The sequence below is a fragment of the Agromyces sp. NPDC055520 genome, from assembly GCF_053619715.1.
In genome coordinates this window covers 1-25,020 of record NZ_JBSHJY010000047.1, presented here as the reverse complement: position 1 = coordinate 25,020, position 25,020 = coordinate 1, and the positions used below count along the sequence as shown (strand labels likewise).

22 protein-coding genes and 1 tRNA gene are annotated in these 25,020 nt (G+C 71.1%); 4 read left to right on the top strand and 19 right to left on the bottom strand.

What is annotated here, in order from left to right:
• The gene (locus tag ACWGST_RS14740; protein ID WP_452047416.1) at positions 1 to 951 is read left to right on the top strand and encodes a metallophosphoesterase; all 951 of its coding nucleotides are present in this window, start codon (positions 1 to 3) and stop codon (positions 949 to 951) included.
• 77 nt (positions 952 to 1,028) lie between these two features.
• Positions 1,029 to 1,102: transfer RNA gene (locus tag ACWGST_RS14735), tRNA-Pro, on the top strand.
• A gap of 89 nt (positions 1,103 to 1,191) precedes the next feature.
• Here the strand turns inward: ACWGST_RS14735 and ACWGST_RS14730 are convergent.
• The 12 genes from ACWGST_RS14730 to ACWGST_RS14675 all read right to left on the bottom strand — a co-directional run bounded on the left by ACWGST_RS14730 (position 1,192) and on the right by ACWGST_RS14675 (position 14,465).
• Entirely contained in the window at positions 1,192 to 2,499 is a 1,308-nt protein-coding gene (locus tag ACWGST_RS14730; protein WP_452047415.1) for a UDP-glucose dehydrogenase family protein, read from the bottom strand.
• Between the two features lie 41 nt (positions 2,500 to 2,540).
• Positions 2,541 to 3,683, bottom strand: a complete 1,143-nt coding sequence (locus ACWGST_RS14725) for a heparan-alpha-glucosaminide N-acetyltransferase domain-containing protein (protein WP_452047414.1) — start codon at positions 3,681 to 3,683, stop codon at positions 2,541 to 2,543.
• Positions 3,680 to 4,552 carry a universal stress protein gene (locus ACWGST_RS14720; RefSeq protein ID WP_452047413.1) on the bottom strand — a complete coding sequence of 291 codons (873 nt, stop codon included), beginning with the start codon at positions 4,550 to 4,552 and terminating at the stop codon, positions 3,680 to 3,682. The genes ACWGST_RS14725 and ACWGST_RS14720 overlap by 4 nt, the downstream gene beginning before the upstream one ends.
• A 147-nt stretch (positions 4,553 to 4,699) precedes the next feature.
• The gene (locus tag ACWGST_RS14715; RefSeq protein WP_452047412.1) at positions 4,700 to 5,314 is read right to left on the bottom strand and encodes a thymidine kinase; all 615 of its coding nucleotides are present in this window, start codon (positions 5,312 to 5,314) and stop codon (positions 4,700 to 4,702) included.
• Positions 5,315 to 5,992, bottom strand: a complete 678-nt coding sequence (locus tag ACWGST_RS14710) for a response regulator transcription factor (protein ID WP_452047411.1) — start codon at positions 5,990 to 5,992, stop codon at positions 5,315 to 5,317.
• Positions 5,979 to 7,130: a hypothetical protein gene (locus tag ACWGST_RS14705; RefSeq protein WP_452047410.1), complete on the bottom strand. Its 1,152-nt coding sequence runs from the start codon at positions 7,128 to 7,130 to the stop codon at positions 5,979 to 5,981. Before ACWGST_RS14705 ends, ACWGST_RS14710 begins: the two co-directional genes overlap by 14 nt.
• Entirely contained in the window at positions 7,127 to 8,491 is a 1,365-nt protein-coding gene (locus ACWGST_RS14700) for a sensor histidine kinase (RefSeq protein WP_452047409.1), read from the bottom strand. The genes ACWGST_RS14705 and ACWGST_RS14700 overlap by 4 nt, the downstream gene beginning before the upstream one ends.
• A gap of 132 nt (positions 8,492 to 8,623) precedes the next feature.
• On the bottom strand, positions 8,624 to 9,733 hold the full coding sequence (locus ACWGST_RS14695; protein ID WP_452047408.1) for an Rv2578c family radical SAM protein: 1,110 nt from the start codon (positions 9,731 to 9,733) through the stop codon (positions 8,624 to 8,626).
• 98 nt (positions 9,734 to 9,831) lie between these two features.
• On the bottom strand, positions 9,832 to 11,631 hold the full coding sequence (locus tag ACWGST_RS14690) for an ATP-binding cassette domain-containing protein (protein ID WP_452047407.1): 1,800 nt from the start codon (positions 11,629 to 11,631) through the stop codon (positions 9,832 to 9,834).
• 373 nt (positions 11,632 to 12,004) lie between these two features.
• Complete coding sequence (locus ACWGST_RS14685) at positions 12,005 to 13,483, bottom strand: malate:quinone oxidoreductase (protein ID WP_452047406.1); 1,479 nt, start codon at positions 13,481 to 13,483, stop codon at positions 12,005 to 12,007.
• A 46-nt stretch (positions 13,484 to 13,529) separates the two neighbouring features.
• Positions 13,530 to 13,976, bottom strand: a complete 447-nt coding sequence (locus ACWGST_RS14680) for a VOC family protein (protein WP_452047405.1) — start codon at positions 13,974 to 13,976, stop codon at positions 13,530 to 13,532.
• Positions 13,977 to 14,045: 69 nt separating this feature from the next.
• On the bottom strand, positions 14,046 to 14,465 hold the full coding sequence (locus ACWGST_RS14675) for a hypothetical protein (RefSeq protein WP_452047404.1): 420 nt from the start codon (positions 14,463 to 14,465) through the stop codon (positions 14,046 to 14,048).
• Positions 14,466 to 14,556: 91 nt separating this feature from the next.
• On the opposite strand from ACWGST_RS14675, the gene ACWGST_RS14670 reads away from it, so the two are divergent.
• Positions 14,557 to 15,210, top strand: coding sequence for a MerR family transcriptional regulator (locus ACWGST_RS14670; RefSeq protein WP_452047403.1), 654 nt, complete (start codon positions 14,557 to 14,559; stop codon positions 15,208 to 15,210).
• A 5-nt stretch (positions 15,211 to 15,215) separates the two neighbouring features.
• Here ACWGST_RS14670 and ACWGST_RS14665 read toward each other — a convergent pair whose 3' ends face one another.
• The 5 genes from ACWGST_RS14665 to ACWGST_RS14645 are packed head-to-tail and all read right to left on the bottom strand — an operon-like array spanning position 15,216 to position 22,393.
• The gene (locus ACWGST_RS14665; protein WP_452047402.1) at positions 15,216 to 15,974 is read right to left on the bottom strand and encodes an SDR family NAD(P)-dependent oxidoreductase; all 759 of its coding nucleotides are present in this window, start codon (positions 15,972 to 15,974) and stop codon (positions 15,216 to 15,218) included.
• Positions 15,964 to 17,235: an ATP-NAD kinase family protein gene (locus ACWGST_RS14660; protein ID WP_452047401.1), complete on the bottom strand. Its 1,272-nt coding sequence runs from the start codon at positions 17,233 to 17,235 to the stop codon at positions 15,964 to 15,966. Before ACWGST_RS14660 ends, ACWGST_RS14665 begins: the two co-directional genes overlap by 11 nt.
• Before the next feature lie 2 nt (positions 17,236 to 17,237).
• Positions 17,238 to 18,866, bottom strand: a complete 1,629-nt coding sequence (gcvPB, locus tag ACWGST_RS14655) for an aminomethyl-transferring glycine dehydrogenase subunit GcvPB (protein WP_452047400.1) — start codon at positions 18,864 to 18,866, stop codon at positions 17,238 to 17,240.
• Positions 18,863 to 20,302 carry an aminomethyl-transferring glycine dehydrogenase subunit GcvPA gene (gcvPA, locus tag ACWGST_RS14650; RefSeq protein ID WP_452047399.1) on the bottom strand — a complete coding sequence of 480 codons (1,440 nt, stop codon included), beginning with the start codon at positions 20,300 to 20,302 and terminating at the stop codon, positions 18,863 to 18,865. Before gcvPA ends, gcvPB begins: the two co-directional genes overlap by 4 nt.
• A 6-nt stretch (positions 20,303 to 20,308) precedes the next feature.
• The gene (locus tag ACWGST_RS14645) at positions 20,309 to 22,393 is read right to left on the bottom strand and encodes a beta-galactosidase (RefSeq protein ID WP_452047398.1); all 2,085 of its coding nucleotides are present in this window, start codon (positions 22,391 to 22,393) and stop codon (positions 20,309 to 20,311) included.
• Positions 22,394 to 22,585: 192 nt separating this feature from the next.
• Here ACWGST_RS14645 and ACWGST_RS14640 point away from each other — a divergent pair, with 192 nt between their 5' ends.
• A complete protein-coding gene (locus tag ACWGST_RS14640) occupies positions 22,586 to 23,242 on the top strand; it encodes a GntR family transcriptional regulator (protein WP_452047397.1) in 657 nt (218 codons plus the stop codon).
• A gap of 18 nt (positions 23,243 to 23,260) precedes the next feature.
• Here the strand turns inward: ACWGST_RS14640 and ACWGST_RS14635 are convergent, their stop codons facing one another.
• Together ACWGST_RS14635 and ACWGST_RS14630 are read right to left on the bottom strand one after the other, a co-directional pair.
• A complete protein-coding gene (locus ACWGST_RS14635) occupies positions 23,261 to 24,169 on the bottom strand; it encodes a carbohydrate ABC transporter permease (protein WP_452047396.1) in 909 nt (302 codons plus the stop codon).
• Positions 24,166 to 24,831: a carbohydrate ABC transporter permease gene (locus ACWGST_RS14630; RefSeq protein ID WP_452047395.1), complete on the bottom strand. Its 666-nt coding sequence runs from the start codon at positions 24,829 to 24,831 to the stop codon at positions 24,166 to 24,168. The genes ACWGST_RS14635 and ACWGST_RS14630 overlap by 4 nt, the downstream gene beginning before the upstream one ends.
• Positions 24,832 to 25,020: the final 189 nt, after the last annotated feature.

Below are 25,020 nucleotides of genomic sequence, written 5' to 3'. Positions count from 1 at the left end.
ATCGCGATCGCCGCGGCGGGTGCTGCCGCATTCGCGTACGGATCGCTCGTCGAGCGCACCAACTGGACGCTCAGGCGAGTGGATGTCCCGGTGCTCCCGCCGGGCGCGGAGCCGATCCGGGTGCTGCACCTCTCCGACCTGCACATGGCGCCCTGGCAGCGCGACAAGCAGGAGTGGGTGCGCAGCCTCGCCGACCTGCGGCCCGACCTCATCGTCGACACGGGCGACAACCTCGGGCATGAGCGGGGCATCGAGGGCATCCGTCACGCGTTCGAGCCCTTCCGCGGGGTTCCCGGCGTCTTCGTCAACGGGTCGAACGACTACTTCGGGCCGGTGCTGAAGAATCCGTTCGGGTACTTCACGGGGCCGTCGCGCCTCGGCCGCCGCGCGGCATCGCTCGACATCGGCGAACTGCACGCCTTCTTCGACTCGCTCGGCTGGCACGACCTCGACAACACCGCGACGGCCCTCGACCTCCGCGGCACGCACTTCGAGTTCTTCGGCGTCGACGACCCGCACAAGGGTTACGACCGGCTCGACCTCATCACCGCCGCGATCGACGAACTCCGCGCGAATGATCCGCTCGGCGATGAGACGTGGCCCGACGCCCTTCGACGGGCTCAGGGACCGGTCGAAGTTCGCCCCACCGTCACCGTGGGCGTCGCCCACGCGCCCTACCAACGCGTGCTGAACTCGTTCGTCAATCACGGCGCACAGCTCATGCTCGCGGGCCACACGCACGGTGGCCAGGTGTGCGTGCCCGGCTACGGGGCGCTCGTCACGAACTGCGACATCCCGCGCGACCAGGTCAAGGGGCTCAGCATCTGGCGGCACGGCCTGCGGTCGGCGTTCCTGAACGTCTCGGCCGGCCTCGGCACCTCGATCTACGCTCCCGTGCGCTTCGCCTGCCCGCCCGAGGCGACGCTGCTCACGCTGCGGCCGACCGAATAGCCGCCGCGGCACCCGCCACGTGGTCTGACGGCCGCCATTTATCGGCTATTCTTGTTGAGGCTCGCAAGGGCCGACCCCGGGGTGTGGCGCAGCTTGGTAGCGCGCGTCGTTCGGGACGACGAGGTCGCAGGTTCAAATCCTGTCACCCCGACCGGGTGAAACCCCCTCCTTCGGGAGGGGGTTTCTTCATGTCCGCAGGCCCACGGCCGGGGCGTGGAGCCCATGGGCCCCGTAGACCCCCTACGGCCGCCCGATGCCGCGGTAGTGCCACCCCGCCGCGCGCCACGCCGCAGGGTCGAGCACGTTGCGCCCGTCGATGATGCGCCGCTCCCCCACGAGCCGCGCGGCGGCCTCGGGGTCGAGTGCGCGGTACTCGCTCCACTCGGTCGCGAGAATGACGAGGTCGGCTCCCGACAGCGCCTCCCGCGTCGTCGACGCGTAGTGCAGCTCGGGCTGCCGCGCTCGCGCGTTCTCGATGCCCTCGGGGTCGGTTGCGACGACGTCGGCGCCGAGTTCTCTCAGTCCCACGGCGATGTCGAGGGCGGGCGAGTCGCGCACGTCGTCGGAGTCGGGCTTGAAGGTCACGCCGAGCACGGCGACCTTCTTGTCGACGGCCGAGCCGCCGAGATCGGCCACGGCGAGATCGACCACGCGGCGTCGCTGCCGAAGGTTGATCGCGTCGACCTCGGTGAGGAAGGCGAAGGTGCCGCCGAGTCCGAGTTCTTCGGCCCGTGCGGTGAAGCCCCGGATGTCTTTCGGCAGGCACCCGCCGCCGAAGCCGACGCCCGCGTTCAGGAAGCGGCGCCCGATGCGGGCATCGTGGCCGATCGCGTCGGCGAGCGCCGTGACATCTGCGCCGGTCGCGTCGGCGATCTCGGACATCGCGTTGATGAAGCTGATCTTGGTTGCGAGGAATGCGTTCGCCGCGACCTTCACGAGCTCCGCGGTCGCGTAGTCGGTCACGATGCGCGGCGTGCCGGCCTCGATCGCGGCCCGGTAGACATGATCGAGCACGGATGCCGCGTGGTCGTCGCGTGGCCCGACGCCGTAGACGAGTCGATCGGGCGAGAGGGTGTCGTTCACGGCGAAGCCCTCGCGCAAGAACTCGGGGTTCCAGGCCAACGACGCCTGCGGGGCTTCGCTCGCGAGCCGGGCCGCGAGGCGCGCGGCGGTGCCCACCGGCACGGTGCTCTTGCCGACGACGAGCGCCCCCTCGGCCAGGTGCGGCAGCAGGGCCGAGAACGCGGCGTCGACGAACGACACGTCGGCGGCGCCGGTGTCGGCGGCCTGCGGGGTGCCGACGGCGAGGAAATGCACCTCGGCGTCGGCCGCATCGGCGATATCGGTGCTGAACCGCAGCCGGCCGCTCGCGGTCGCCGAGGTGAGGATCTCGGCGAGCCCGGGCTCGTAGAACGGCGGTCGCCCGGCGGCGAGCGCCGCGATCTTGGCCTCGTCGACGTCGACGCCCACGACCTCGTGGCCCAGTTCGGCCATGGCTGAGGCGTGCACTGCACCGAGGTAGCCGCAGCCGATCACCGAGATGCGCATGGGGATCCTTCCGTTTCGAACCGTTCCAGTCTGCCGTACCGTCACGAGTCGGGCGGCGACGCGGCATCTGCTCGGCTCCGCCCGCTCGCCCATCTGAGCAGCCGCTCGAGCGGGCCGCGACCGAGATAGCGCCGCCAGAGCCACGCGAAGAGCATCGACCCGATCACGAGGCCGACGAGGAGTTCGACGGAGTCGTCGGTGTAGATGCCGGTCTCGACGCGGATGGAGGCGGCGAGCACCAGCAGGTGCAGGGTGTAGACGCTCAGCGGCATCGACCCCATCGCGGTGATCGGCGAGAGCACCGCCCCTGCCACGCGGCGTACCCGCGGGCGCGCGAAGGAGGTGAGCAGCAGCATCCCGGCGACGACGACCACGCCGACCCCGACGTTGCCGACCGCTTCGAGCGAGGTGCGGAGGGCGGAGACCCATGGATCGGGTTCGGCGGCGGGGTCGAGGGCGGGGTCGACGGATGCCGCGGCGTTGCCGCCCGGCATCAGCGCGACGATCGGCAGCAGCACCGCAGCGACCGTCGTGCCGGCGACGGCCGCGATCGTCACGACGCGCGGCGAGCCGAGGCCGAGGCGGGCGAGGGCGAGCCCGATCAGCATCACCGGCACCCACACGACCACCGGGTAGGCCCCGCTCACGGCCCACTCGACGAGGAGGCCGAGCGGCCCCGACGCCAGATCGACGACGGGATCGGTGGCGGCCGCGAGTTCGGCCAGGCCCGGCATCACCGCGAGCAGCGCGATGCCGGCGACGAGGGCTGCACGCACCGGCAGGAACAGCAGCGGCAGCATGATGAGGAACGCGACGCCGTACACGTCGAGGATGATGTAGACGAGCGGGTGCAGGGTCGACGCGATGGCGAGGCCGAGCACGATGAGGATCACCGCCCGGATCGCGATCTGGCGACGGAGGCCCGCACGGCCGTCGATGATCGGCCGCACCCCGCCGGAGATGAATGCGAGGCCCATTCCGGCGGTCAGGGCGAACAGCAGTCGGGGGCGTTCGTCGGCGAGTGCGATCAACGATGTCAATTCAGTGGATGTCGCGGCGGGCGCGACGTGCGCCACGAACATGCCGATGAGGGCGAGGCCGCGAGCAGCGTCGACCCCGTCGACGCGCACCGCCGCTCGCCGCGAAGCAGTCGCCATGGCGAGCGGAGCCGCGTCATCGGTCACCGCACCACGACCGTCGGCGCCGTCAGGTTGGCGAGCACGCCCTGGCTGACCGACCCGAGCAGGAACCGCGCGATCGCGCCCCGCCCGTGGCTGCCGACCACGAGCAGGCTCGCCTCGGACGCCGCCTCGGTGAGATCGTGCACCGGGTCGCCGGCCGCGACGACCCGCCGGATCTCGAGCGTCGGGTGCGCAGCCGCCGCGGGTGCGAGCGCCGCCTCGAGGATCTCGGTCTCGGCGCGGGCGAGGTCGTCGGTCGCGATGAGCGGGGCGCCGTAGCCGTACTCGCCGCCGACCATGGCCACGACGTCCCACGAGTGCACGGCGATGAGCGGCTCGCCGAGTCGGTGCGCCTCGTCGGCGGCGAAGGCGAGCGCGTGGTCGGAGATGTGCGAGCCGTCGACGCCGACGACGACCCCGCTGCGGCCCTCGGGTTCGAGGTCGGGGATGACCGCGACCGCCGACGTGCTCACGGCGGCGATGCGCAGACCGAGCACGCGGCGACGGCTGGCCCTGCGCCCGCCGTGCCAGTCGCTGCCGACGACGAGCATCGAGACCTCGCCCGAGATGCGCTCGAACACCTCGACGGGCGAGCCGTGCTCGAGGCTCGTGACCGTCTCGATGCCGGCGTCGACGGCCGCGACGGCCGCGACCGCCTCGTCGAGGCACTCGTGCGCGCGCCGTTCGGAGGCGCGCACGACATCGCCGGAAGCGCCGGCGCCCTCGCCCTGCGTCGCCGAGATCGAGGACTCGTCGACGACATGCACGAGTCGCAGGGTGCTGCCGAGCGCAGAGGCCCGCTCGGCGGCCCAGCGCACGGCCCGCATCGTGGCGGAACCGCCGGTGCCGACACCCACCGCGATCTCGTTCATGGCGCACCTCCGAGCGGTCTCACCCCATCATCACGCGCGGTGCGGTGAAAGCGCCAGCCCTGCGCCTCGAACGGCGCCACGAGGCATCCGCTCGATGCCGCCCGCGCAGTGCCGCCCGCGCAGTGCCGCCCGCGCAGTGCCGCGCGCTCAGTGCCGCCCGTTCAGCACCCCGCCGCTCTCGTCGAGGTAGCAGACACCGCAGAGCGACTCGTAGGTGACCGCTTCGCCGTCGATCGAGACCTGGTCGCCGTCGAATACGAAGACCCCGTCGATGAGGCGGGCGTTGAAGATGGCCTTGCGCCCGCACCGGCAGATCGTCTTCAGTTCTTCGAGGCTGTGCGCCACCTCGAGCAGGCGCCGGCTGCCGGGGAACGCCACCGTCTGGAAGTCGGTGCGAATGCCGTAGGCGAGCACCGGCACTCCGTCGATGAGCGCGATGCGCAGCATATCGTCGACCTGGTCGGAGTTCAGGAACTGGGCTTCGTCGACGAGCAGGCAGCTCACGTCGCGCCCGGCCTGCTGCACGACGCCACGGCGATGCGTCTCGAACAGCTCGCGCACGCTCGAATCGGGCGCGATCGTGAAGTCGGCCGCGCGCACGACCCCGAGTCGCGAGACGATGTCGCGGTCGCCCTTCGTGTCGATCGCGGGCTTGGCGAGCAGCACCCGGTGCCCGCGCTCTTCGTAGTTGAACGCCGCCTGGAGCAACGCCGTCGACTTGCCGGAGTTCATCGCCCCATAGCGGAAGTACAGCTTCGCCATCTACTCGAGGTACCCGTCTTCCGCCGCACGGCGGATCAGCTCGGCCTTGCGGCTGGCGGGACGCCCCGCCTTGGCGTACTTCTCGCGCACGCGACGCAGGTACGTCTTGGCCGTCTCGTAGCCGACCTCCATGCGCCGGCCGACCTCGACCGTGCTGAGGCCCTGCGCGTAGTAGCGAAGCGCCTTCTCTTCTGCGGCGCTCAACGCGACGCCGTGACGGTCGGGCGCGACGCCCGCGGCATCCGCTCGCGATGTCGACGCAGGATGCCGCGGCACCCGCTCGCCCCGCATGACGCGCCGCGCGTACTCGACGAGCTCGTCGGCCGGCAGCGTCTTCGAGACGAAGCCCACCGCACCGGCGACGAGCGAGCGCCGGCGCGAATCCTCGTCGTCGATCGCGGTGACGACGATCACCTTCGCGCCGGCCGCGCGACACGCCCTGATGCGCGATTCGATCGAGACGGTATCGCCGAGTTGGAGGTCCATCAGCACGAGGTCGACCGGGAACTCGGGGTCGCGCACGAGGTCCATCCAGCTCGTCGCGCGGATCACCACCGCGAAGTCGGACGCGACGTCGGTGAACCAACGGGCGAGACCGTCGACGATGAGTTCATGGTCGTCGAGGATCGCCAGCCGATGCGGCGGCGCCGGCTCCGGTACATGTTCAATCGATGTCATAGCTCAACCCCACAGTCACATTCTCTCTCGTCAGCGACGCATCCGCGCGCAGGGCGACGGCACGTGCCACCGCGACGAATCGGTCGAGGTCCCGTCTGCTCGGTGGTGAGGCGCCCGTTTCGGCCACCAGGGTGATGTCGCCGTGCGTCTCGCCATCGGACTCCTCGGTGAACGACACCGTGATGAGCCGCGATCGGGAGGCGTCGCCGAGCCACGAGATGAGCGCGGTCAGCGCCGAGCGCTGATCGGCGGTGAGGGCCGTGGCCGCACCCGTGGGATCGTCGACGATCGTATCGACACCGCGATTCATGCGGATGCTGGCGGCGAGGTCGTCGAGCCACGTCGACTCGATGCCGGCCCGGAGCGCCCGCCGCAGCGCCTCGGCGAGTTCGCGCGCCCGGTCGGCGTCGGTCACGGTGATGCGATCGGCGGTCATGACCCCGGCGAGGAAGGGCAGCACCTCGCGCCCGAGCACCGACACACGGCTCTGCTGCACCGATCGCGCGATGCCGGCTCGCAGCTCGGCATCCCGCTGCAGCGCCGCGCGATTGGCCTCCCGTTGCCACGCGAGCGTCTCGGCCACGATGCCGTACGAATACCCGGCGGCCGCGGCAGACATCGCGAGCACCGGTGCGGCGTTCAACGTGACGAGCGCGGCGACCGGCGCGGTGGACTCCGTGTACATGGACGCGCCCACGACGAGGATCGAGAGCACCGCCGTCGAGAGCACCCCCGCGAACACGGCCGACAACCAGGTGCAGAACGGTGCGAGCGAGAAGATCAGCATGCCGATGACCGTCGGCCCGAAGTCGTCGACGAGCTGACGGTTGTTGCCGATCGTGCTCACGTACTCGGCGATGGCCGCGCCGACCGCGAGTGTCACGACGATCCACAGGCGCTCATTGGTGAAGGGTGCCCGAGCCGGTGCGGCGGCGAGCGCGGCCGTCGTGCCGGCCGCCGCGACGAGTACGAGCGCGATCACCGCGGCGAGCGGCGAAGCCACCTCGCTCCAGTGCCACCATGTCAACCCCGTGGCCAGCAGGAAGGCGAGCGCCGCACCGATCACGACGATCGGCGACGCGCTGATCGCCCCGATCGGGTCGGCCTCCTGCTGCGTCAGGCGCAGATGCCCGTTCATTCGCCGCCCTCCGGCACCGTCAGCACGATGGTGGTGCCGATGCCCTTCGTCGACCAGAGGCGCACGGTGCCGTGCTCCTGCTCGATGCGCGCCCTGATGGAGGTGCGCAGCCCGATGCGATCGGGCGGCACCTCGCTCTCGTCGAAGCCCACACCGCTGTCCATGACGGCGACCGTCACTTCGCCGCCGCCGAGCCCGAGCGCGAGTTCGGCCTGGCCGACGCCGGCGTGGCGCGCGACGTTGATGAGGCATTGCGCGACCGCCGCATCGAGCGCGGCGACCCGACGCGGGCCGAGCGTGCCGAGCACGGCGAAGTCACCGGTGACCCGCACTTCGAGACCGGCGTTGGCAGCCGATGAGAAGGCATGCGAGAGCGACGGCACGGTGTCGTCGACGGGAAACCGGGGGTCGTCGGATGCTTCGGTGCCGGCGACTGCCGCCGAGCCCGCGGCGTGTCGCGAGCTCTGGCCGGAGCCTGCGCCGGCGCGACCACGGCGGGCGCTCGACCGATTGCCCGTGGCGGGCGATGCCGCGGGCGGCGGTGCGTACGAACGCGGGACGCCCGCGCCGCCCCCGGTCGCCGGGTCGCCGTTCAGTGCGTGATCGATCGCCCAGTCGCGGCCGACGATGAGACCGAGGTCTTGCCGGATCCCGACGCGCAGTCGTTCGTCGACCGGCCCCGAGCCGGCAGCGGCGATGGCCACCAGATGGCTGAGCGCCGTGTCGTGGAGTCGCGCGGTGGCGCGAAGCTCGTAGTCGTGCCGGATCGCGAGCTCGCGGGTCTGCTGGCTGGCACGGTGCAGACCGGTGTCGCGGCGCATGTCTGACAGACGGGTCACGCCGTCGAACACCCGCACGACGACGACCACGACGAACGCGAAGCAGACCGCGAGATTCGGCGAGTAGGTGCCGCCGCCGACGACGGTGCCGAGAAACGCCGCGGCCTCGCCGAGACCGAAGCCGAGGGACGCCCAGGTGACCCCGATCGCCGATCCGCTGCCGGCGCCGCCGACGAGCAGCAGCGCGATGGCCGGCAGGGCGAGCACCGCGTTGTTGGTGGACGGGAACTGGTCGCCGTCCATCACCATGAGCGTGATCGCGAACACGACCCCTGCTCCGACGCCGAGGTAGAGCACGGTGAGGGTGACGGTCGGGTAGCGGGCGACGAGCGCGAGCAGCACGGCCATGACGAGCACGAGCAGCGATCCGATCCAGCGACCGGGCTCGCCGCCGACGGTCGCCATGACGGCCCCGAGCACCGCACCGACACCGAGGCAGGTGAATGCCGCCCAATGGCCGGCGTTCGCGAGTGCTCGACTCAGCGATTCCCGCGCGAGGTGTCCCGGCAACCCCAAGGTCATCGTTTCCTCCGCTCGTGCGCCGTGCGAACACCGATGTTCGGGCCTCTGCGGATTATCCCAGTTTCCCGGCGCCTCGCGCGGACGAGTCTCTCAGACGCGCGGGCGACTCGTGTCGACTCGCGGTCGACGGGGTCAGAACAGGGCGGCCGGGTCGGGCGGAAGGCTGAGCGTCACGGGCAGATCGCCGGCATGCAGCGCCGGCCGCGCACGGCCGAACGGCCTGATGCCGGTGGCGGGCCCCTGTGCGAGCGCCGACGAGCGCACTCCCCCGGTGACCGGGTCTTCGAGACCGTGCTCGAGGCCGTGCGCCCTGATCAACGGCTTGATGCGCTGGCCGAGCCACTGCCGGTACGCCTTCGGCGCAGAGGCGTTGGTGCCGTAGTACATCGAGTGGTACTTCGGCACGAGCTCGGGGTGCGCACGCTCGAGCCACTGCATGAACCACGGTTTCACGGCGCCCCGCAGATGCAGGGCCGAATAGAGCACGCTCGTGCCGCCCGCCGCCTTCACAGCGCGCAACGCCTCGTCGAGGTGCGCCTTCGTGTCGGTGAGGTACGGCAGGATCGGCATCAGGAACACCGAGCAGTCGAGCCCTGCCTCGCGCACCGCGGTGACGGTCGCGAGCCGCGCCTTCGTGCTCGGGGTGCCCGGTTCGACCGAATGCTGCAACTCGTCGTCGTAGATCGCGATCGACATCGCGACATCGACGGGCACGTGCGCCGCGGCCTCGACGAGCAGCGGCAGGTCGCGCCGCAGCAGTGTGCCCTTCGTCAGGATGCTGAACGGCGTGCCGCTCGTCGCGAGCGACTCGATGATGCCGGGCATGAGCGCGTAGCGCCCCTCGGCCCGCTGGTAGGGGTCGGTGTTCGTGCCGAGCGCGACCGGTTCGTGCCGCCATGCCGGCTTCGCGAGCTCGCGTCGCAGCACCTCGGCGACGTTCACCTTCACGATGATCTGCCGATCGAAGTCGTCACCCGCGTCGAGGTCGAGGTAAGTGTGCGTCGGCCGAGCGAAACAATATACACACGCATGGGTGCAGCCCCGATAGGGGTTGATGGTCCAGCCGAACGGCATCGCGGACTGGCCCGGCACGCGGTTCAGCGCGGACTTCGCGACCACCTCGTGGAAGGTGACGCCGGCGAAGTCGGGGGTCTGCACCGAGCGCACGAGGTTGTTGAGCTTCGCGAGCCCGGGCAGGGCGCCCGACTGCTCGACCCCCAGCTCCTGCCCGCTCCACCGCATTCACACATTCGAACATATCTTCGAGAGATTCGCAAGCGGGGCGGATGCCGCGGCGACACGCCCGCCCCGCGGCATCCGCTCGCCTCACCGGAGCACGCCTACCGGAGCGCGCCCACCTGTACGGCGCTGCCCGCCGCGAGCTCGAGCTCCTCCCCCGCCCACCGCCGCCGCAGCCACCGGTCGTGGCTCGCGATCACGACGGCGCCGGGGTAGGTGCCGAGCGCCGCCTCGAGGTCGGTGGCGAGCCCGAGCGAGAGGTGGTTCGTCGGCTCGTCGAGCAGGAACACGTGCGGCGGCCGCGCGATCACGAGTGCGAGCGCGAGGCGCCGCTGCTGCCCGACCGAGAGGGCGCCGATCGGGCGGGACTCGTCGCGCGGGGCGATGAGTCCGAGACCGCCGAGCGGCACCTGTTCGGCTCGCCGCTCGCCGAGCGCGCGCTCGTACAACCGGCGCGGCGAGGCGCCGGGGTCGGCGAAGCGCACGTCCTGCTCGAGCAACTGCACGCGCAGACCCCTGCGCCGGTGCACCTCGCCGCCGTCGACGCGCAGCGCGCCCGCGAGCACACCCAGCAGCGTCGACTTGCCGGCGCCGTTCGCCCCCGTCACGAGCAGCCTCGTGAGCGGTGCCACCCGCAGTGTCTCGAGCGAAAGGCGGCCGTTGACGGCGACGTCCGAGAGCTGCACCAGCGGGCCGGATTCCTCGTCGAACGCGTGCGAGCCCGACGGGATACCGGCGAATGCGAGCGGCGTCGGCGGCTTCGGCACCTGGTCGCGCTCGAGGATCTCGAGTCTGAGTTGGGCGTTGCGCACGCGCCGACTCACCTGCTGCTCGACGCGGTCGCCCCGCCGCCCGAATGCCATCCGGTTGCGATCTCGCATGGGTGCGTCGTGCGAGACCGCGCGAGCCGTCTCGGCGAGACCGATGCGAAGGCGCCGCAGCTCGTCCTGCTCGTCGTCGTAGCGCTGCAGCCAACGCGCGCGCTCATCGGCCTTGACCCGCAGGAACCGGCTGAACCCGCCGCCGAAGACCGTGCAGCCCGAGGCGGCGAGCGGCTCGTCGTCAGGGCTCGCGTGCTGGGAGGCGCCCGCGCCTGCGCCCGCTTCGGCGCCGGCGCCCGCCGGCCCGGGGTCGAGATCGAACAGCCCGGTCGCCGCACGATCGAGGAACGCCCGGTCGTGACTCGCGAACACGACCGGCCCGCGCCACGCACGCAGCCGATCTTCGAGGAACGCCGCGGCGGCGTCGTCGAGGTGGTTCGTCGGCTCGTCGAGCAGCAGCGCATCGGGCGCGCCGAGCAGCAGCGCGGCGAGCGCGAAACGCGAGCGCTGGCCGCCCGAGAGCTCGTCGATGCGCCGGTCGAGACCGAGGCCCGCCACGCCCAGGCCGTCGAGCAGTTCGTCACGACGCGCCTCGGCGCTCCAGACGTCGGCGCGTTCGGCGGCGTCGAGGGCGGCCGAGTAGCGCGCCGCGGCCCGGGCCGACACGGCGTCGCCGCTTGCGTCGCCGCTTGCGTCGTCGCCCGCGAGCGCCGCAGCCGCGGCATCGAGCTCTCGCTCGACCGCCCGCACCTCGGCGAGCGCGGCCTCGAGCACTTCGCCGACGCGCTCGTCGGGGCCGAACGGCAGCTCCTGGGCGAGCAGCGCGGTGCGCCGCGGCCGGGTGATGCGGCCGGAGGTCGTCGCTTCGGATCGAGCGGATGCCGCGGCATCCACTCGCTCGAAATCGCCGGCGATCAGCCGAAGCAGGGTGGATTTGCCGGCGCCGTTCTCGCCGATCAGGCCGAGCCGCGCGCCAGGGGCGACGGCGAAGCCGAGGTCGGCGAACACGCGGCGGTCGGGATACGAGACCGAGAGCCCGTCGACGCGGAGATGATGGGAGAAGGTGACGGATGCAGCCATGGGGTACGCCCTTTGCGCGAATGCCCCCGGGCGGTCGACGGATGCCGCGGCGCACAATCGTTCGCACGGTGCACCGGGCTGGCGATCGCGGGCGCGCGGCGCCGACGACCGCCCGGGAGCGGAGAGGAGTCCCGCCGGGCATTGCCGCGGATGGGTGCGCACGTCGCTGTCGCGATCAGCACGGCGTGATCAGAACCGTGCGCACACCCGGGGTCTACGGCGCCTCAGGCGCGGGACGAGGGTGTGTGCTCACTTCATAGCGGGTACGACGGTAGCAGAGCGGCCTGCGTTTCGACAAGGGTGCGTTTCGACACCGGCGGTTGCGACACCCGACGGATGCGACACGGCCGGCTTCACGCCGGTCGGCAACGTCTCAGGCAGTGATGTCGAGCACCTTCGCGGTGGCGGCGAGCGAGGCCGCCGCCTTCTCGGGATCGTTCGAGAGCGTCGTGCCGTAGCTCGGGATCATCTCGCGGAGCTTGGGCTCCCACTCGGCCATGCGGTCGGGGAAGCAGCGCGCGAGCACGTCGAGCATGATCGGCGCAGCGGTCGAGGCGCCGGGCGAAGCGCCGAGCAGGCCCGCGATCGTGCCGTCGGCGCCGGTGATGACCTCGGTGCCGAACTGCAGGACGCCGCCCTTCTCGGGGTCTCTCTTCATGACCTGCACGCGCTGGCCGGCCGTGATGAGCTCCCAGTCTTCGCTCTTGGCCGTGGGCATGAACTCGCGCAGCGCCGCGAGCTTCTTGTCGCGGTTCGCGAGCAGTTCGCCGACGAGGTACTTCACGAGGTCGAAGTTCTTGAACGCGACCTGCAGCATCGGGCCGATGTTGTGCAGGCGCACCGAGAACGGCAGGTCGAACCAGGTCGAGGTCTTCAAGAACTTCGGCGTGAAGCCCGCGTACGGCCCGAAGAGCAGCGCGGTCTCGCCGTCGACGACGCGCGTGTCGAGGTGCGGCACCGACATCGGCGGAGCGCCCTTGGCCGCCTTGCCGTAGACCTTCGCCTGGTGCTGCGCGACGAGCTTGGGGTTCGTGGTGCGGAAGAACTGGCCGGAGATGGGGAACCCGCCGAAGCCCTTGATCTCGGGGATGCCCGAGTGCTGCAGCAGCGCGAGGGCGCCGCCGCCGGCGCCGACGAACACGAAGCGCGCGTTGACGACCTTGGGGGTGCCGCCCACGAGATGACGCACGTGCAACCGCCAGGTGCCGTCTTTCTGGCGCTTGAGCCGGGTGACCTGGTGGTTCGTGGCGATCTGGGCCCCGCGCCGCTCGATGTCGCGCAGCAGCAGGCCCGTGAGTGCGCCGAAGTCGACGTCGGTGCCGGCGACCGTGCGGGTCGCGGCGACGCGCGCCTTGGGGTTGCGCTTCTTCGCGAGCAGCGGGGTCCACTCGGCGATGCGCTCGAGGTCTTCGGTGAATTCCATCTCGGGGAAGAGCGGTTGACCCTCGAGCGCGGCGACCCGCTTCTTCAGGTACTCGATGTTGGCCTTGCCCTTGACGAACGTCATGTGCGGCGCGGTGTTGATGAAGTTGTGCGGCTCGGGCAGTGCACCCTGCTCGACGAGATACGACCAGTACTGCCGGCTGATCTGGAACTGCTCGTTGATCGAGACGGCCTTGTCGGCGTTGACGGTGCCGTCGGGGTTCTCGGGCATGTAGTTGAGTTCGCAGAGCGCCGCGTGACCGGTGCCGGCGTTGTTCCACGCGTTCGACGACTCCTGCGCGACCTCGCCGAGTCGCTCGTAGAGGCGGATCGACCAATCGGGTTGGAGTTGCGAGAGCAGGGAGCCGAGCGTCGCGCTCATGATGCCCCCGCCGATCAGCACGACGTCGACGGTTTCCTCTGAAGTCACGGATTCCAGTGTAGATGCCCCGGATGTCGCCCCCGACCAGCCGCGTTCAGGTACCGCGCAGCACCGGCAGCCCGCGTTCGTCGAGCGGCCACGACGGGTTGCAGGCGAGCTCCCAGAGGTTGCCGTCGGGGTCGGCCACGTAGCCGCTGTACCCGCCCCACTCGGTTGCCGCGGCGGCCTTCGAGATCGACCCGCCCGCGAGCACCCAGTCGCCGACGGCGTCGTCGACCTCTTCGGGCGAGGAGAGGTTGATCGCGAGGGCGACCGCGCGGAAGCCCGGGGCGTGCGCGTGCATGGTCGGCAACGCGGCATCCTTCGCCAGTTCTGCCGTCTCCCACAGGGCGATCACGCCGCCGGGCGTCGCGAAGAAGGCGATCTCGCCCGCGACCGACGACGGCGCCTCGCGCCAGCCGAGCCTGCGGTAGAACGCCGTGGCGACCTCGACGTCGGCGACGCCGAGCGTGACGAGCGAGAAGCGCTGCGGAATGGCCATGGGGCGACGCTACGCCGATCGGGCCCGTCTCGCACCCACTCGCGCACCGGCCCGCATCCCTCCGCTCGCTCAGAGCGCCGCGATGCCGCCGGCGATGAGCCCCACGCCGGCCGTGATCAGCCCGGCGGTGAGCACCGCGGCACCGACCCAGAGCAGCACGATGAACCGGTTCGGCTTCTCGGGGTCGCGCCCGAGCGCCGAGAGGAAGAAGCCGGCGGGCATGAGAATCGCCGCGATCGGCGCCCCGAGACGGGCGAGCCAGAGCCAGAACCCGTCGAGCGCGGCGGACGAGACGACCGAGAGGATCACCATCGAGAGCACGAGCAGCACGGCGGCGTGCGCGTGGCCCGCGCGGAAGAAGCTCATCTGCAATCGATTCGCCGGCGCCAGCCCCCGCACAACGCGGGTGAGGAAGTAGCCGCCGCTCTCGACGGTGACGAGGGCGAGCAGGAGGACGCCGATGAGGATGAGGTCTGGTGCTGGCGACATGGCCGGTCCCTTTCAATACGGATTCATGATTAGATAGTTGTACTCTCCAATATTAGAGAGTTGCACTATCCAATGCAAGGGCAGGTTCCGCATGCGCATCTCCGCACTCGCCGCCGAGGCCGGGCTGCCGGTCGCGACGGTGAAGTACTACCTCCGCGAGGGCCTCCTGCAGCCGGGCACCGCGACCTCGGCCACGCAGGCGAGCTACGACGAGGGGCACCTGCGCCGGCTTCGGCTCGTGCGCGCGCTCACCGGCCCGGTCGGGCTCAGCGTGGCGCAGGCGCGTGCCGTGCTGCACCTCGTCGACGAACCCGGCGACGATCTCTACGCGACCCTCGGTCGCGCGGTCGGCGCACTGCCGCCCGCGGGCGCCGCGCCGGCCGACGACGACGCCGACCCCTACCCGCGCGCCCGCGCCGCGCTCGAAGCGCTCGGCCAGGTCTACGACCCCGAGTTCGCCGCGGTCGCCCAGCTCGAGGGCGCGCTCGCGGCCGCCGACGACGCGGGCGTGCCGATCACCCCCGAGCGCCTCGCGCGCTACGGCCGGGCGGCCGCAGACCTCGCCGCCTACGACCTCGAACGGATGCCGCCCGAGCCGCATGCCGCCGTCGAGTACACGGTGCTCGGCACCGCGCTCTACGAACCGGTGCTGCTCGCGCTGCGCCGCCTCGCACACCAGAACGCCGCCGTGCGCCGACTCGGCCCCGGAAGGCCCGGCGATCGCACACCCCCTCCTGAAAAGTGAGCGGGCTACGCGATGCCGCCGCCGTCGACGACGAGCGCCGATCCGGTGACGTAGCTCGACTCGTCGCTCGCGAGCCAGACGACCGCCGCCGCGATCTCGCGCGGCTCGCCCATGCGCCGCAGCGGGCGGTCGGCGGCCTCGGCGAGGAACGCGTCGGCGTCCTGCGACAACTGACGCGCCTCGTCGCGGAGCATGCCCGTGTTGACGTCACCCGGGTTGACCGAGTTGACACGGATGCCCTGCGGGCCGTGGTCGATCGCGAGCGCACGGGTCATGTTCACGACGGCGCCCTTCGAGGCGCAGTACGAGATCGCCTGACCGCCGCCCTTCAGGCCCCAGCCCGAACCCGTGTTCACGATCGAACCGCCGCCCGCGGCCGCCATGATCGGCACGACGTGCTTGCACATGAGGAAGATCGAGCGCACGTTCACGCCGAACACGCGGTCCCACTCCTCGACGGTGGTCTCGACGGCCGTCGTGCGGCGGATGATGCCCGCGTTGTTGAAGACGATGTTCACGCCGCCGAGCTCTGCAACCGTGGTCGCCACGACGCGTTCGATGTCGGCCTCGGACGAGACGTCGGCCGCGATCGCGATCGCGGTGCCGCCGGCCGCACGGATCTCTTCGGCGACCGCGGTCGCGGCCTCGGCGTTCAGGTCGACGACCGCGACGGCCGCCCCCTCGGCGGCGAGGGCGATCGAGGTCGCACGGCCGATGCCGCCGGCGCCGCCCGTGACGATGGCCTGCTTGTTCTCAAGGCGCATGGCCTTCTCCTTCTGGTTCGGATGCCTCGGGGCTCGAGCCCTCGGCATCGGGTGCGGTGACAGGGTAGATGCTGGTGGCGGCCGCGCCGGTGATCACGCGGACGAATCCCTCGAGCCGTGCGTCGACCGCGGCGTCGCCGGTGTCGATGAGCAGCGGCCGGCCGGCCAGGTCGATGAGCTTCTGCTCGGGGGCGACGACGATGAGCGGATCGTCGCCGAGCGCGCGGAGCACGCGGGCGGAGAGCTGCTGGTTGCCGCGGCCGAGCAGGAATCCCTGCCCGCCGATGACCGTGACGACGGCCTTCGAGGGGCCGGCCGCGATCTCGTCGAGCAATTGGGATTCGGAGGCGTCGGCGAGCACCCGGCGGCCGTCGAGCACGACGTCGACGCCGACGGGCGTCTTCGGCACCCCGAGTTCGCGCGCGAGCTCGGCCATCGTGCTGCCCGGGCCGAGCAGGTAGCGCACCCCCGGCCGGAGTGCGGCGGCGGCGGCGCTCGCGGCGCCGCGCACGCTCGCCTGCTCGTCGGCCGGCGTGGCCGTCTTGCGCGCCTGCGTGCGCCCCGAACGGTATGGCACGTCGAGCGTGCCGTAGAGCCGCGGCTCGACCCGGGCGTGCCGAAGCGCCTCTTCGTCGACGTCGAGCACGTCGAGCCCGCGCACCGGCAGGCCGTCGTCGGAGAGCCACGCCGCGGCGAGGGTTCCCGCCACCCGCGGGCTCACCGCGAACACCGGCGAGTACATCTTCACGCCCGCCGGAATGCCGAGTGCGGCGACCGGTCGATCACCGTCGTCGATGCAGGAACTTCTCGGCGACACGCCGGGTGCATCTGCGCCCGCCGCGGTGAGTCGACCAGAAGTTCCTACGTCGCCGCCCCGACCCGCCGTGCGGAGCCCCGCCGCGACGTCACGGGCGGTGCCGTCGCCGCCGGCGAACAGCACGAGCGTCGCGCCGGCCTCGGCGAGCGCGCGTGCGGCCGCGGTGGTGTCGGCCGCGTCCGTCGGCTCGCCGTGCCGGCCGACGACGATCGGCTCGAGCCCGGCAGCGCGCACGACGTGCTCGCCCATCGAGCCTGCAGCCGTCAGCACCCTCGTGCCGGGGTGCGCGGCAGCGACCACGGCGAGCGCCGATCGCGCACGCTCGGCCGCGCGCGACTCGGCGCCGCGCGCGGCCGCCCTCGCCTGCACGGCCCTGCCGTCGCTGCCGGCGAGGCCCGCGGGACCGCCGATTCCGGCGACGGGGTTGACGATGAGGCCGAGCATGCTCAGACGGCGGTCTCGATACGCTTCGCTACTCGACCACCGTTCGCACCGCCCGCGCCGAAGTATTTGCGCCGGTACGCACGCCAGGTGATGGCCCAGCGCTCGGGGTCGTCGAGGTCGTCGTGGTGCGTGTGGTGCACGGTCTGGTTGTGCGGCGCGGTGCGCACCGTCTCGGGCTCCTCGCGCGCCTCGCGGGCGATCTCGGCGAGCACCGCCGCGTACTCGTCGAGCTCGGCCATCGAGTACGACTCGGTCGGCTCGAGTGTGAACGGCTGGGGCACGACGTAGGGGTGGTGGCTCGTCCAGTAGTGCATGCCGAAGTCCGAGGCTCGCACGCCGATCTCCTCCGAGCTGATGCCGGTCTCCTCGAAGAGCTCCTGCCAGGAGTAGCGCACCTGCTCGATGCGGCGTCGTCCGACGGCATAGGGCGCCGAGGCGCCCGGAATCTCGAGCACCTTCTTCATGAGGTAGTTGTTGTTCAGCACCGCGATCTCTGCGACGGCCCGGAGTCCGGGTGCGCCGAGCGCCATCATCCACGCGTACGCGCGCACGATGTTCGGGATCACGCCGAAGAACGGGGCGACCGCGCCGATGGAGCTCCCCTCCGCCTCGCGCACCGCGTACCGCGGCGCGCCGTCGACACCGTCCTCGCGCACGACTCGCGGCCCCGGCAGGAACGGCGCGAGGGTCGCGCTGACCCCGTTCGCCCCGGCTCCCGGGCCGCCGGAGCCGTGCGGCGTCCCGAAGGTCTTGTGCAGGTTGAAGTGGCACACGTCGAATCCGGCGTCACGGGCGCGCGTGATGCCGAGGATCCCGTTGGCATTGGCCTGGTCGTACGAGGCGAGGGCGCCGACCCCGTGCGCGGCATCCACCCACTCCTTGATCGCCGGGTTGTAGATGCCCGTGTCCTCGGGGTTCGTGACCATGATCGCGGCGGTGCGCGGCGAGAGCGCGGCCTTCAGCGCGTCGAGGTCGGGGTAGCCGTCGGCGTCGGGGTAGAGCGTGATGACGTCGTAGCCGGCCGCCTTGGCCGCCGCCGCGTTCGACGGGTGGCTGAAGATGGTCGTGATCACCTCGCGCCGCTGCTCCGCCTCGCCGTTCGCCTCGTGGTACGCGCGGATCATCGCGATGTTCGACCAGATCGCCGCCGAACCGCCCTGCGTGTGCAGCGAGACCTCGTCCATTCCCGAGATCTCGGCGAGCATGCGCTCCGTGTTCCAGACGATCTCGAGCACGCCCTGCGCGTCGGCCGGGTCCTGCAGCGGGTGCATCGCCCGCAGGGCGGGCGTGCCGATCAGCTGGTCGTTGATCTTGGGCGAGTACTTCATGGTGCAGGTGCCCTGGCCGATGTCGACGTTGAAGTCGGCGCCGAGGTTCTCCTGCGACAGACGCAGGTAGTGCTTGACGACCCGCATCTGGCCCATCTCGGGCAGGGCGGGCGGCACCTCGCGACGGAGGCCCTCGGGCAGGGCGGCGACGACGTCGCCCACGGCGTCGCGGACGCCGGCTTCGACACCGGCGACGGCGACGCCGCGTTCGCCCGGCGTCGACAGCTCGAAGAGGATCGGTTCGTCCCAGCGCGCCTGGTGGAAGCGGCGCAGTGCGGGCTTGGGTGCGACGGGGAGGCTCATCGGTTCTGCTCCAGGGTCGAGGTGATGACGGATGCTTCGGCGCCGGCGTCTGACCGGTCGTCTCGCGCGGAGCCCGCGCCGAGCCGCGCGATCGCGGCTGCCAGCCGGTCGATGTCGGTCTGCGTGGTCATCTCGGTGACGCAGACGAGCAGGCGGTGGGCGTCGATCGGCACGCCGGGCTCGATGCCCGTGGCGCGCAGCGATTCGACGACGCCGTCGGCGGTCAACCCGGCGCCCGAGACGTCGATCGTGAACTCGCGAAGGTGCACGGCGTCGTCGCCGAGCGCGATGCCCGGGATCGCCGCGAGCTGCAGCTGGGCGTAGCGGGTGCGCGCGAGCAGCACTTCGCCGAGCTCGCGCATGCCGGCGGGGCCCATGAGCGCGAGGTACACGCCCGCGGCGATGCCCCAGAGTGCGGCCGCGGTGCCGACCCATTCCTTGCCCTCCTCGCGGTGCGCGAACGAGGTGCGGTCGTAGGCGACGTCGCCGAAGCCGTACTCCCCCGGCACGTCGGTCGTCGCGAGGCCGAAGAGGCGCGAGGGCATCTCCATGACGAACTTCGGGTCGTCGTGCACGGCGATGAAGCCGCCGTGCGCACCGCCGAACCACTGGTGCAGGCCGAGCGACTGGATGTCGCCGCAGACGATGTCGGCGCCCTGCGCGGCGGGCGGGGTGAGCACGCCGTAGCCGATCGGGTCGGTGCCGACGACGAGCACGGCGCCGGCGGCGTGCGCGGCATCGGCGATCTCGCGCAGCCGCGCCTCGACCGCGCCGGTGCAGCTCGGGGTCTCGACCCACACCGCGGCGACGTCGTCGCCGAGCCGTGCGGTCAGCCCCGCGACATCCGCCGTGCCGTCGATCGTGTCGACGAACTCGAGGTCGAGGTGCACGCGCACGAAGTCGAGCACTTTCGAGAGCTTGGCGGGCAGCACGTCGCTCGCGACGAGGATGCGGCGGCGCGCCGACATGCGCCCGGCCATCGACAGTGCGGTCGCCGTCGCCTGGTAGCCGTCGTAGGTCGGCACGTTCACGACATCCATCGCGAGCAGTTCGGCCATGAGCGACTGGTACTCGAACAGCGCCTGGAACCGGCCGTGGTCTTCGTAGGGCTCGCCGGCGTACGCGGTGAGGAACTCGCTGCGGCCGATCACCTCGTCGACGACGGCCGGCACGTAGTGCTGGTAGGTGCCCGCGCCGAGGAAGCTCAGTCGCTGACGGGTCGAGACGTTCTTCGCGAGCAGGCCCTCGATGTGGCGCGCGAGATCCTGTTCGGCGACGAGGGGCGCCGGCAGGTCGAGCGGGCGGTCGAGGCGCAGCTCGGCGGGCACGTCGGCGTAGAACTCGTCGACGGATGCCGCGCCGACGGCGGCGAGCATCGCCGCCTTCGACTCGGGGGCGGTGTTCGGGATGTACGGATGGACGAATGCGTCGGTCATGGTGCCTCAGTCGGTGGTGTCGGACAGGGTGATGAAGGGGGCGGCGGCCGCGCGCGGGGTCGCGAGCACGGCGGCGCCGAAGCGGGGCAGGGCGAGGCTGCCGCCAGTCGTCGAGGAGCGGAGCGCGGCGTCGCCGAGCAGGTCGACCGCGCCCTCCGGCACCTCGACCGTGAGCGCCTCACGACCGTGGTTCAGCACGAAGGTGTAGTCGGTGGCCCGGTCGGAGCGGGTCAGCGCCTCGAGGTCGGTGTTCGTGCGCTCCCGCGCAGGCAGGCCCGCCGCAGCGAGCACCTTGCGGAACAGGGCGAGCATGCCGGCCGGTTCGAGCACCGCGCTCAGGTACCAGGCGCCGCCGGCGCCGGCTGCTGCGGCACGCCTCGTCGCCGCCGGCCGACCCGCCAGCTCGCCCGAGGTGTATCGCGCGAGCACCTCGGTGCCCTCGCGCGTCTCGAGCCACTCGCCCCAGATCGGGTTCTCGAACTCGGCGCCGTCGAGACTCACTCGCTCGGCGTGCCCGTCGGGCACCGGCCAGTGCTCGTCGACCTCGACGCCGAGCAGCTCCCGCAGCGGGCCGGGCGCCCCGCCGTCGTGCACCTTCTCAGTGGCGTCGACGACGCCCGAGAACGGACCGACGACGAGCTGGCCGCCGCGGGCGACGAAGCCGGCGAGCGCGGCGGCCTGCGCGGCGTCGGCGATGTAGAGGTTCGGCACCACGACGACGTCGTAGCCGTCGAAGGGGCCGACGGCGCGAACCGTGTCGACCGCGTGGCCGAGCTCGTAGAGCGCGGCGTTCCAGGCGCGGGCCTGGGCGAGCCAGGCGAGGCGCTGCGAGGGCAGCGACTCCGCGGCGGAGGAACCCCACCAGGAGTCCCAGTCGACGACGAGCGCGACGCGCGAGCGCACTCGGGAGCCGCGTACCGGCGCGAGCTTCTGAAGCTCTGCGCCGAACGACTTCGTCTCCTGGAAGCTGCGTGAGGCCTCGCCGCGATGCCCCAGCATCGCGGAGTGGAACTTCTCCTGCCCGTACTTCGCCTGTCGCCACTGGAAGAACATCGCCCCGTCGGAGCCGTGCGCGATCGCCTGCAGACTGTCGATGCGCATCTGGCCGGGCGCCTTGGGCACATTGACCTCGCGCCAGCTCACGGCGCTCGCGGCCTGCTCGAGCAGCAGCCACGGCGCGCCGCCCTTGAGTGAGCGCATGAGGCCGTAGTTGAGTGCGGCCGGCACGTGGGCGTGGGGGTCGGCGGGGTCGGGGTACGCGTCGTCGGTGACGAGGTCTTCGGCCTCGGCGAACGTCCAGTAGTCGAGCTCTCGGAACAGGCTCATGAAGTTCGTGGTGACCGCGATGTCGGGGGTGACCTCGCGCAGCACGTCGACCTCGAGCTGGAACAGCTCGAGCAGCGCATCGGACGAGAACCGCTCGAAGTCGAGCAGCTGCGTCGGGTTCACGGGGCCGGTCGCCCGGCGCGGTGCCTCGATGTGCTCCCACGCCGTGTACCGCTGACCCCAGACGCCGACGCCCCACGCCTCGTTGAGGCCGTCGAGGTCGCCGTAGCGCGCTTCGAGCCAGCGACGGAAATGAGCGGATGACTCGGGGCACCAGCAGCGCGACACGTGATCGCCGTACTCGTTCGACACGTGCCAGAGCGCGAGTGCGGGGTGGTCGCCGTAGCGCTCGGCCATGGCACGGGTCATCCGTGCCACATTCTCGCGCCACACCGGGGAGCTCGGGCAGTACGCCTGGCGGGATCCGAACTCGAGGCGCAGACCGTCTTCGTTCCACGGGAGCATCTCGGGGTGGCTGCGCAGGAGCCACGACGGCGGCGTCGCGGTCGCGGTGGCGAGGTCGATCTTCACGCCCGCCCCCCAGAGCACGTCGATGACCCGGTCGAGCCAGCCCCAGTCGTAGACCCCGGGCGTCGGTTCGAGCTGCGGCCACGAGAAGACCGGGAGGCTCACGAGGTTGACGCCGGCCTCGCGCATCAGCCGCGCGTCTTCGAGCCAGACCTCTTCCGACCACTGGTCGGGGTTGTAGTCGCCGCCGTAGGCGAGGGCGTCGAGGCGGATGCTGCGCGGGGTCTCGTCAGCCACTCCGGCTCCTCTCTGAGTTCGTGGTGTGGGGTGTCTTTCACGCTGTACAGAGCGCGTTGCAGAATGTATTCTGTATACAGACACGTTATGTCGAATGCCACGCCCGGTCAAGCCCTAGGCTGGCCGCGGCCCCCGCCGGCCGAATCGGCGCACAGCACCGCATCGGAACCAGCCCGGAAAACAGGAGGACTCATGGCGATCGAACGCAAGAACCTGCGATCCCAGGTGCGTGAGGAACTGCTCGCGCGCATGCGTGCCGGCGACGTGCAGCCGGGCGAGGGCATCAACGAGGTGCAGCTCGCCGGCGAACTCGGGGTGAGCCGCACACCGCTCCGCGAGGCGCTCATCGCGCTCGAGACCGAAGGCCAGATCGAGAGCCAGAACGGCAAGGGCTTCAGGTTCGCGCCGCTCAGCGCCCGGGAGTTCGAAGAGCTCGCCCCCGTCATGGCGACGCTCGAGGGCCTCGCCCTCGAGCTCAGCCCCATCGACGAACTGCGTACGATCGGCGAGCGCCTGCTCGCGCTCGCCGCCGCGTTCGAACAAGAACTCGCGCAGCACTCGCTCGTCGTCGCCAAAGACGACGAATGGCACGGGGTCATGCTGTCGGCGTGCCCCAACGGGCGCCTGCTCGACATCATCTCGAGCGTGCGCGGGGCGTTCCACCGGTACGAGTCGCTGCTCGTGCCCAACGACGTCATGATCGAGCGAGTGGCCGCCGAGCACACCGCGATCGCGCGGCACCTCGCCGACGGCGACGTGCCCGGTGCGGTCGCCGCGCTCGAGACGAACTGGATCCTCGGCATGCGCCGGATCCTCGACAACGCGACGAGCCAGTACTTCACGGCCTGACCCCGCGCACGCGCGCGGTCACCCCTTGACGGCGCCGCCGAGCAGCCCCGACACGAACTGCTTCTGGAAGATCAGGAACAGCAGCATGAGCGGCAGCGTCGCCAGCAGTGAGCCGAGCATGAGCCCCGAGTAGTCGACGCGGGACATGCCGATCATCGTGTTGAGTGCGACCGGCACCGTGTACTTGTCTTCGGTGTTCAGCATGAGCAGCGGCCAGATGAACGAGTTCCACTGGCTGATGAACGTGTAGATGATGAGCGCCGCGATCTGCGGGCGCGCCACGGGCAGCACGATGCGGTAGAACGTGCGCAGTTCGTTCGCCCCGTCGATGCGCGCCGCCTCGATGAGCGTCACCGGGAAGTCGAGGAACCCCTGGCGCATGAGGAAGATGCCGAACGCGTTCGCGAGGAACGGCAGGATGACGGCCTGATAGCTGTCGATCCACCCCGCGCTCGCCATCATCTGGAAGAGCGGCACGAGCAGCACCTGCATCGGGATCATCATCGTCACGAGCACGACGGCGAGCAGCACGCCCCGGCCGCGGAACCGGTAGGTGGCGAGCCCGTATCCCGCCATGATGCTCACGATCGACGAGAACACCGTGTAGATGACGGCGATGGCGAGGCTGTTGAGCATCACCTGGCTGAAGTTCACCGATTCCTGCAGCCGCGCGAGGTTCTCCCACAGCTGCCCGCCCGGCAGCACCGGGAGCGGCGTGCCGAACAGGTCGGAGGTCTGGTGCGTCGAGGCGATGACCATCCAGGCGAACGGCAGGATCGCGAGCACGCTCGCGATCGCGAGCGCTGCGTAGACGGGGGCGTGCAGCAGGCCGCGGCGCAGCCCCGACCGGCGAGGCCCGGCGGGCAGCAGCCCGCGGGAACCGTCGACGGCGGGGTTGACCGAGGTCAGGGCGGAGGTCGCGGTCACGGTTTCTCCCTCATGATGCGGAACTGCACGAAGGCGATCACGGCGGTGAGCACGACGAGCAGCCACGCGATCGCCGATGCGTAGCCGAAGTCGAACTGGCGGAACCCGACCTTGTAGAGGTAGAGCACGGGGGTGAGCGTCGCGTCGTTCGGGCCGCCCTCCGTGAGGATCCAGTTCTCGTCGAACAGCTGCAGCGCGCCGATCGTCGACGTCACGGTGGTGAAGATCAACACGGGTCGCAGCTGCGGGATGACGATCTTCGTGAAGATCTGCCAGCGCCCGGCGCCGTCGATGCGGGCGGCCTCGTAGAGCTCGCCCGGGATCGACTGCAGCCCGGCGAGGATGATGACCATGTTGTAGCCGGTCCACCGCCAGGTGATCGCCGCGATGAGGGCGACGCGCGCCCACCACTCGTTGTTCAGCCAGTCGACCGGTGCGACCCCGACGAGTGCGAGCACCTGGTTGACGGCGCCGCCGTCGGTCGCGAGCATGACCCGGAACACGACCGCGTACGCGACGAGGGTCGTGACCGCGGGAAGGAACGTCAGCAGGCGGAACCCCGAGCGGAACCGCAGCCACGACTGGTTGAGCAGATAGGCGAGGCCGACCGCCAGCGCGATCATGAGCGGCACCTGCACGATGAGGATGATGCCCGCGTTCATGAGGCTCTTGGCGACGAGCGGGTCTTGGAAGAGCCGCGCGTACTGCTCGAGGCCGACCCACGTCGAGACCCCGCCCGAGGTGGCGAAGAAGCTCTGCCAGAGCGAGCTGACGAGGGGGTAGGCGAAGAACAGGGCGAGCAGCCCCGCCGCGGGAAGCGCGAACCACGCCCGGCGTCAGGGGGGCGAAGT

Bases quoted from the DNA above. Each gene is read 5' to 3' on its own strand.
- ACWGST_RS14695 (WP_452047408.1), bottom strand. From the start codon at position 9,733: ATGCGGTGGAGCGGGCAGGAGCTGGGGGTCGAGCAGTCGGGCGCCCTG.
- ACWGST_RS14665 (WP_452047402.1), bottom strand. From the start codon at position 15,974: ATGCGCCTTGAGAACAAGCAGGCCATCGTCACGGGCGGCGCCGGCGGC.
- ACWGST_RS14690 (WP_452047407.1), bottom strand. From the start codon at position 11,631: ATGGCTGCATCCGTCACCTTCTCCCATCATCTCCGCGTCGACGGGCTC.
- ACWGST_RS14700 (WP_452047409.1), bottom strand. From the start codon at position 8,491: ATGACCTTGGGGTTGCCGGGACACCTCGCGCGGGAATCGCTGAGTCGA.
- ACWGST_RS14715 (WP_452047412.1), bottom strand. From the start codon at position 5,314: ATGGCGAAGCTGTACTTCCGCTATGGGGCGATGAACTCCGGCAAGTCG.
- gcvPA (WP_452047399.1), bottom strand. From the start codon at position 20,302: ATGACCGACGCATTCGTCCATCCGTACATCCCGAACACCGCCCCCGAG.
- gcvPB (WP_452047400.1), bottom strand. From the start codon at position 18,866: ATGAGCCTCCCCGTCGCACCCAAGCCCGCACTGCGCCGCTTCCACCAG.
- ACWGST_RS14630 (WP_452047395.1), bottom strand. From the start codon at position 24,831: ATGAACGCGGGCATCATCCTCATCGTGCAGGTGCCGCTCATGATCGCG.
- ACWGST_RS14705 (WP_452047410.1), bottom strand. From the start codon at position 7,130: ATGAACGGGCATCTGCGCCTGACGCAGCAGGAGGCCGACCCGATCGGG.
- ACWGST_RS14640 (WP_452047397.1), top strand. From the start codon at position 22,586: ATGGCGATCGAACGCAAGAACCTGCGATCCCAGGTGCGTGAGGAACTG.
- ACWGST_RS14660 (WP_452047401.1), bottom strand. From the start codon at position 17,235: ATGCTCGGCCTCATCGTCAACCCCGTCGCCGGAATCGGCGGTCCCGCG.
- ACWGST_RS14730 (WP_452047415.1), bottom strand. From the start codon at position 2,499: ATGCGCATCTCGGTGATCGGCTGCGGCTACCTCGGTGCAGTGCACGCC.
- ACWGST_RS14680 (WP_452047405.1), bottom strand. From the start codon at position 13,976: ATGGCCATTCCGCAGCGCTTCTCGCTCGTCACGCTCGGCGTCGCCGAC.
- ACWGST_RS14670 (WP_452047403.1), top strand. From the start codon at position 14,557: ATGCGCATCTCCGCACTCGCCGCCGAGGCCGGGCTGCCGGTCGCGACG.
- ACWGST_RS14720 (WP_452047413.1), bottom strand. From the start codon at position 4,552: ATGAACGAGATCGCGGTGGGTGTCGGCACCGGCGGTTCCGCCACGATG.
- ACWGST_RS14710 (WP_452047411.1), bottom strand. From the start codon at position 5,992: ATGACATCGATTGAACATGTACCGGAGCCGGCGCCGCCGCATCGGCTG.
- ACWGST_RS14675 (WP_452047404.1), bottom strand. From the start codon at position 14,465: ATGTCGCCAGCACCAGACCTCATCCTCATCGGCGTCCTCCTGCTCGCC.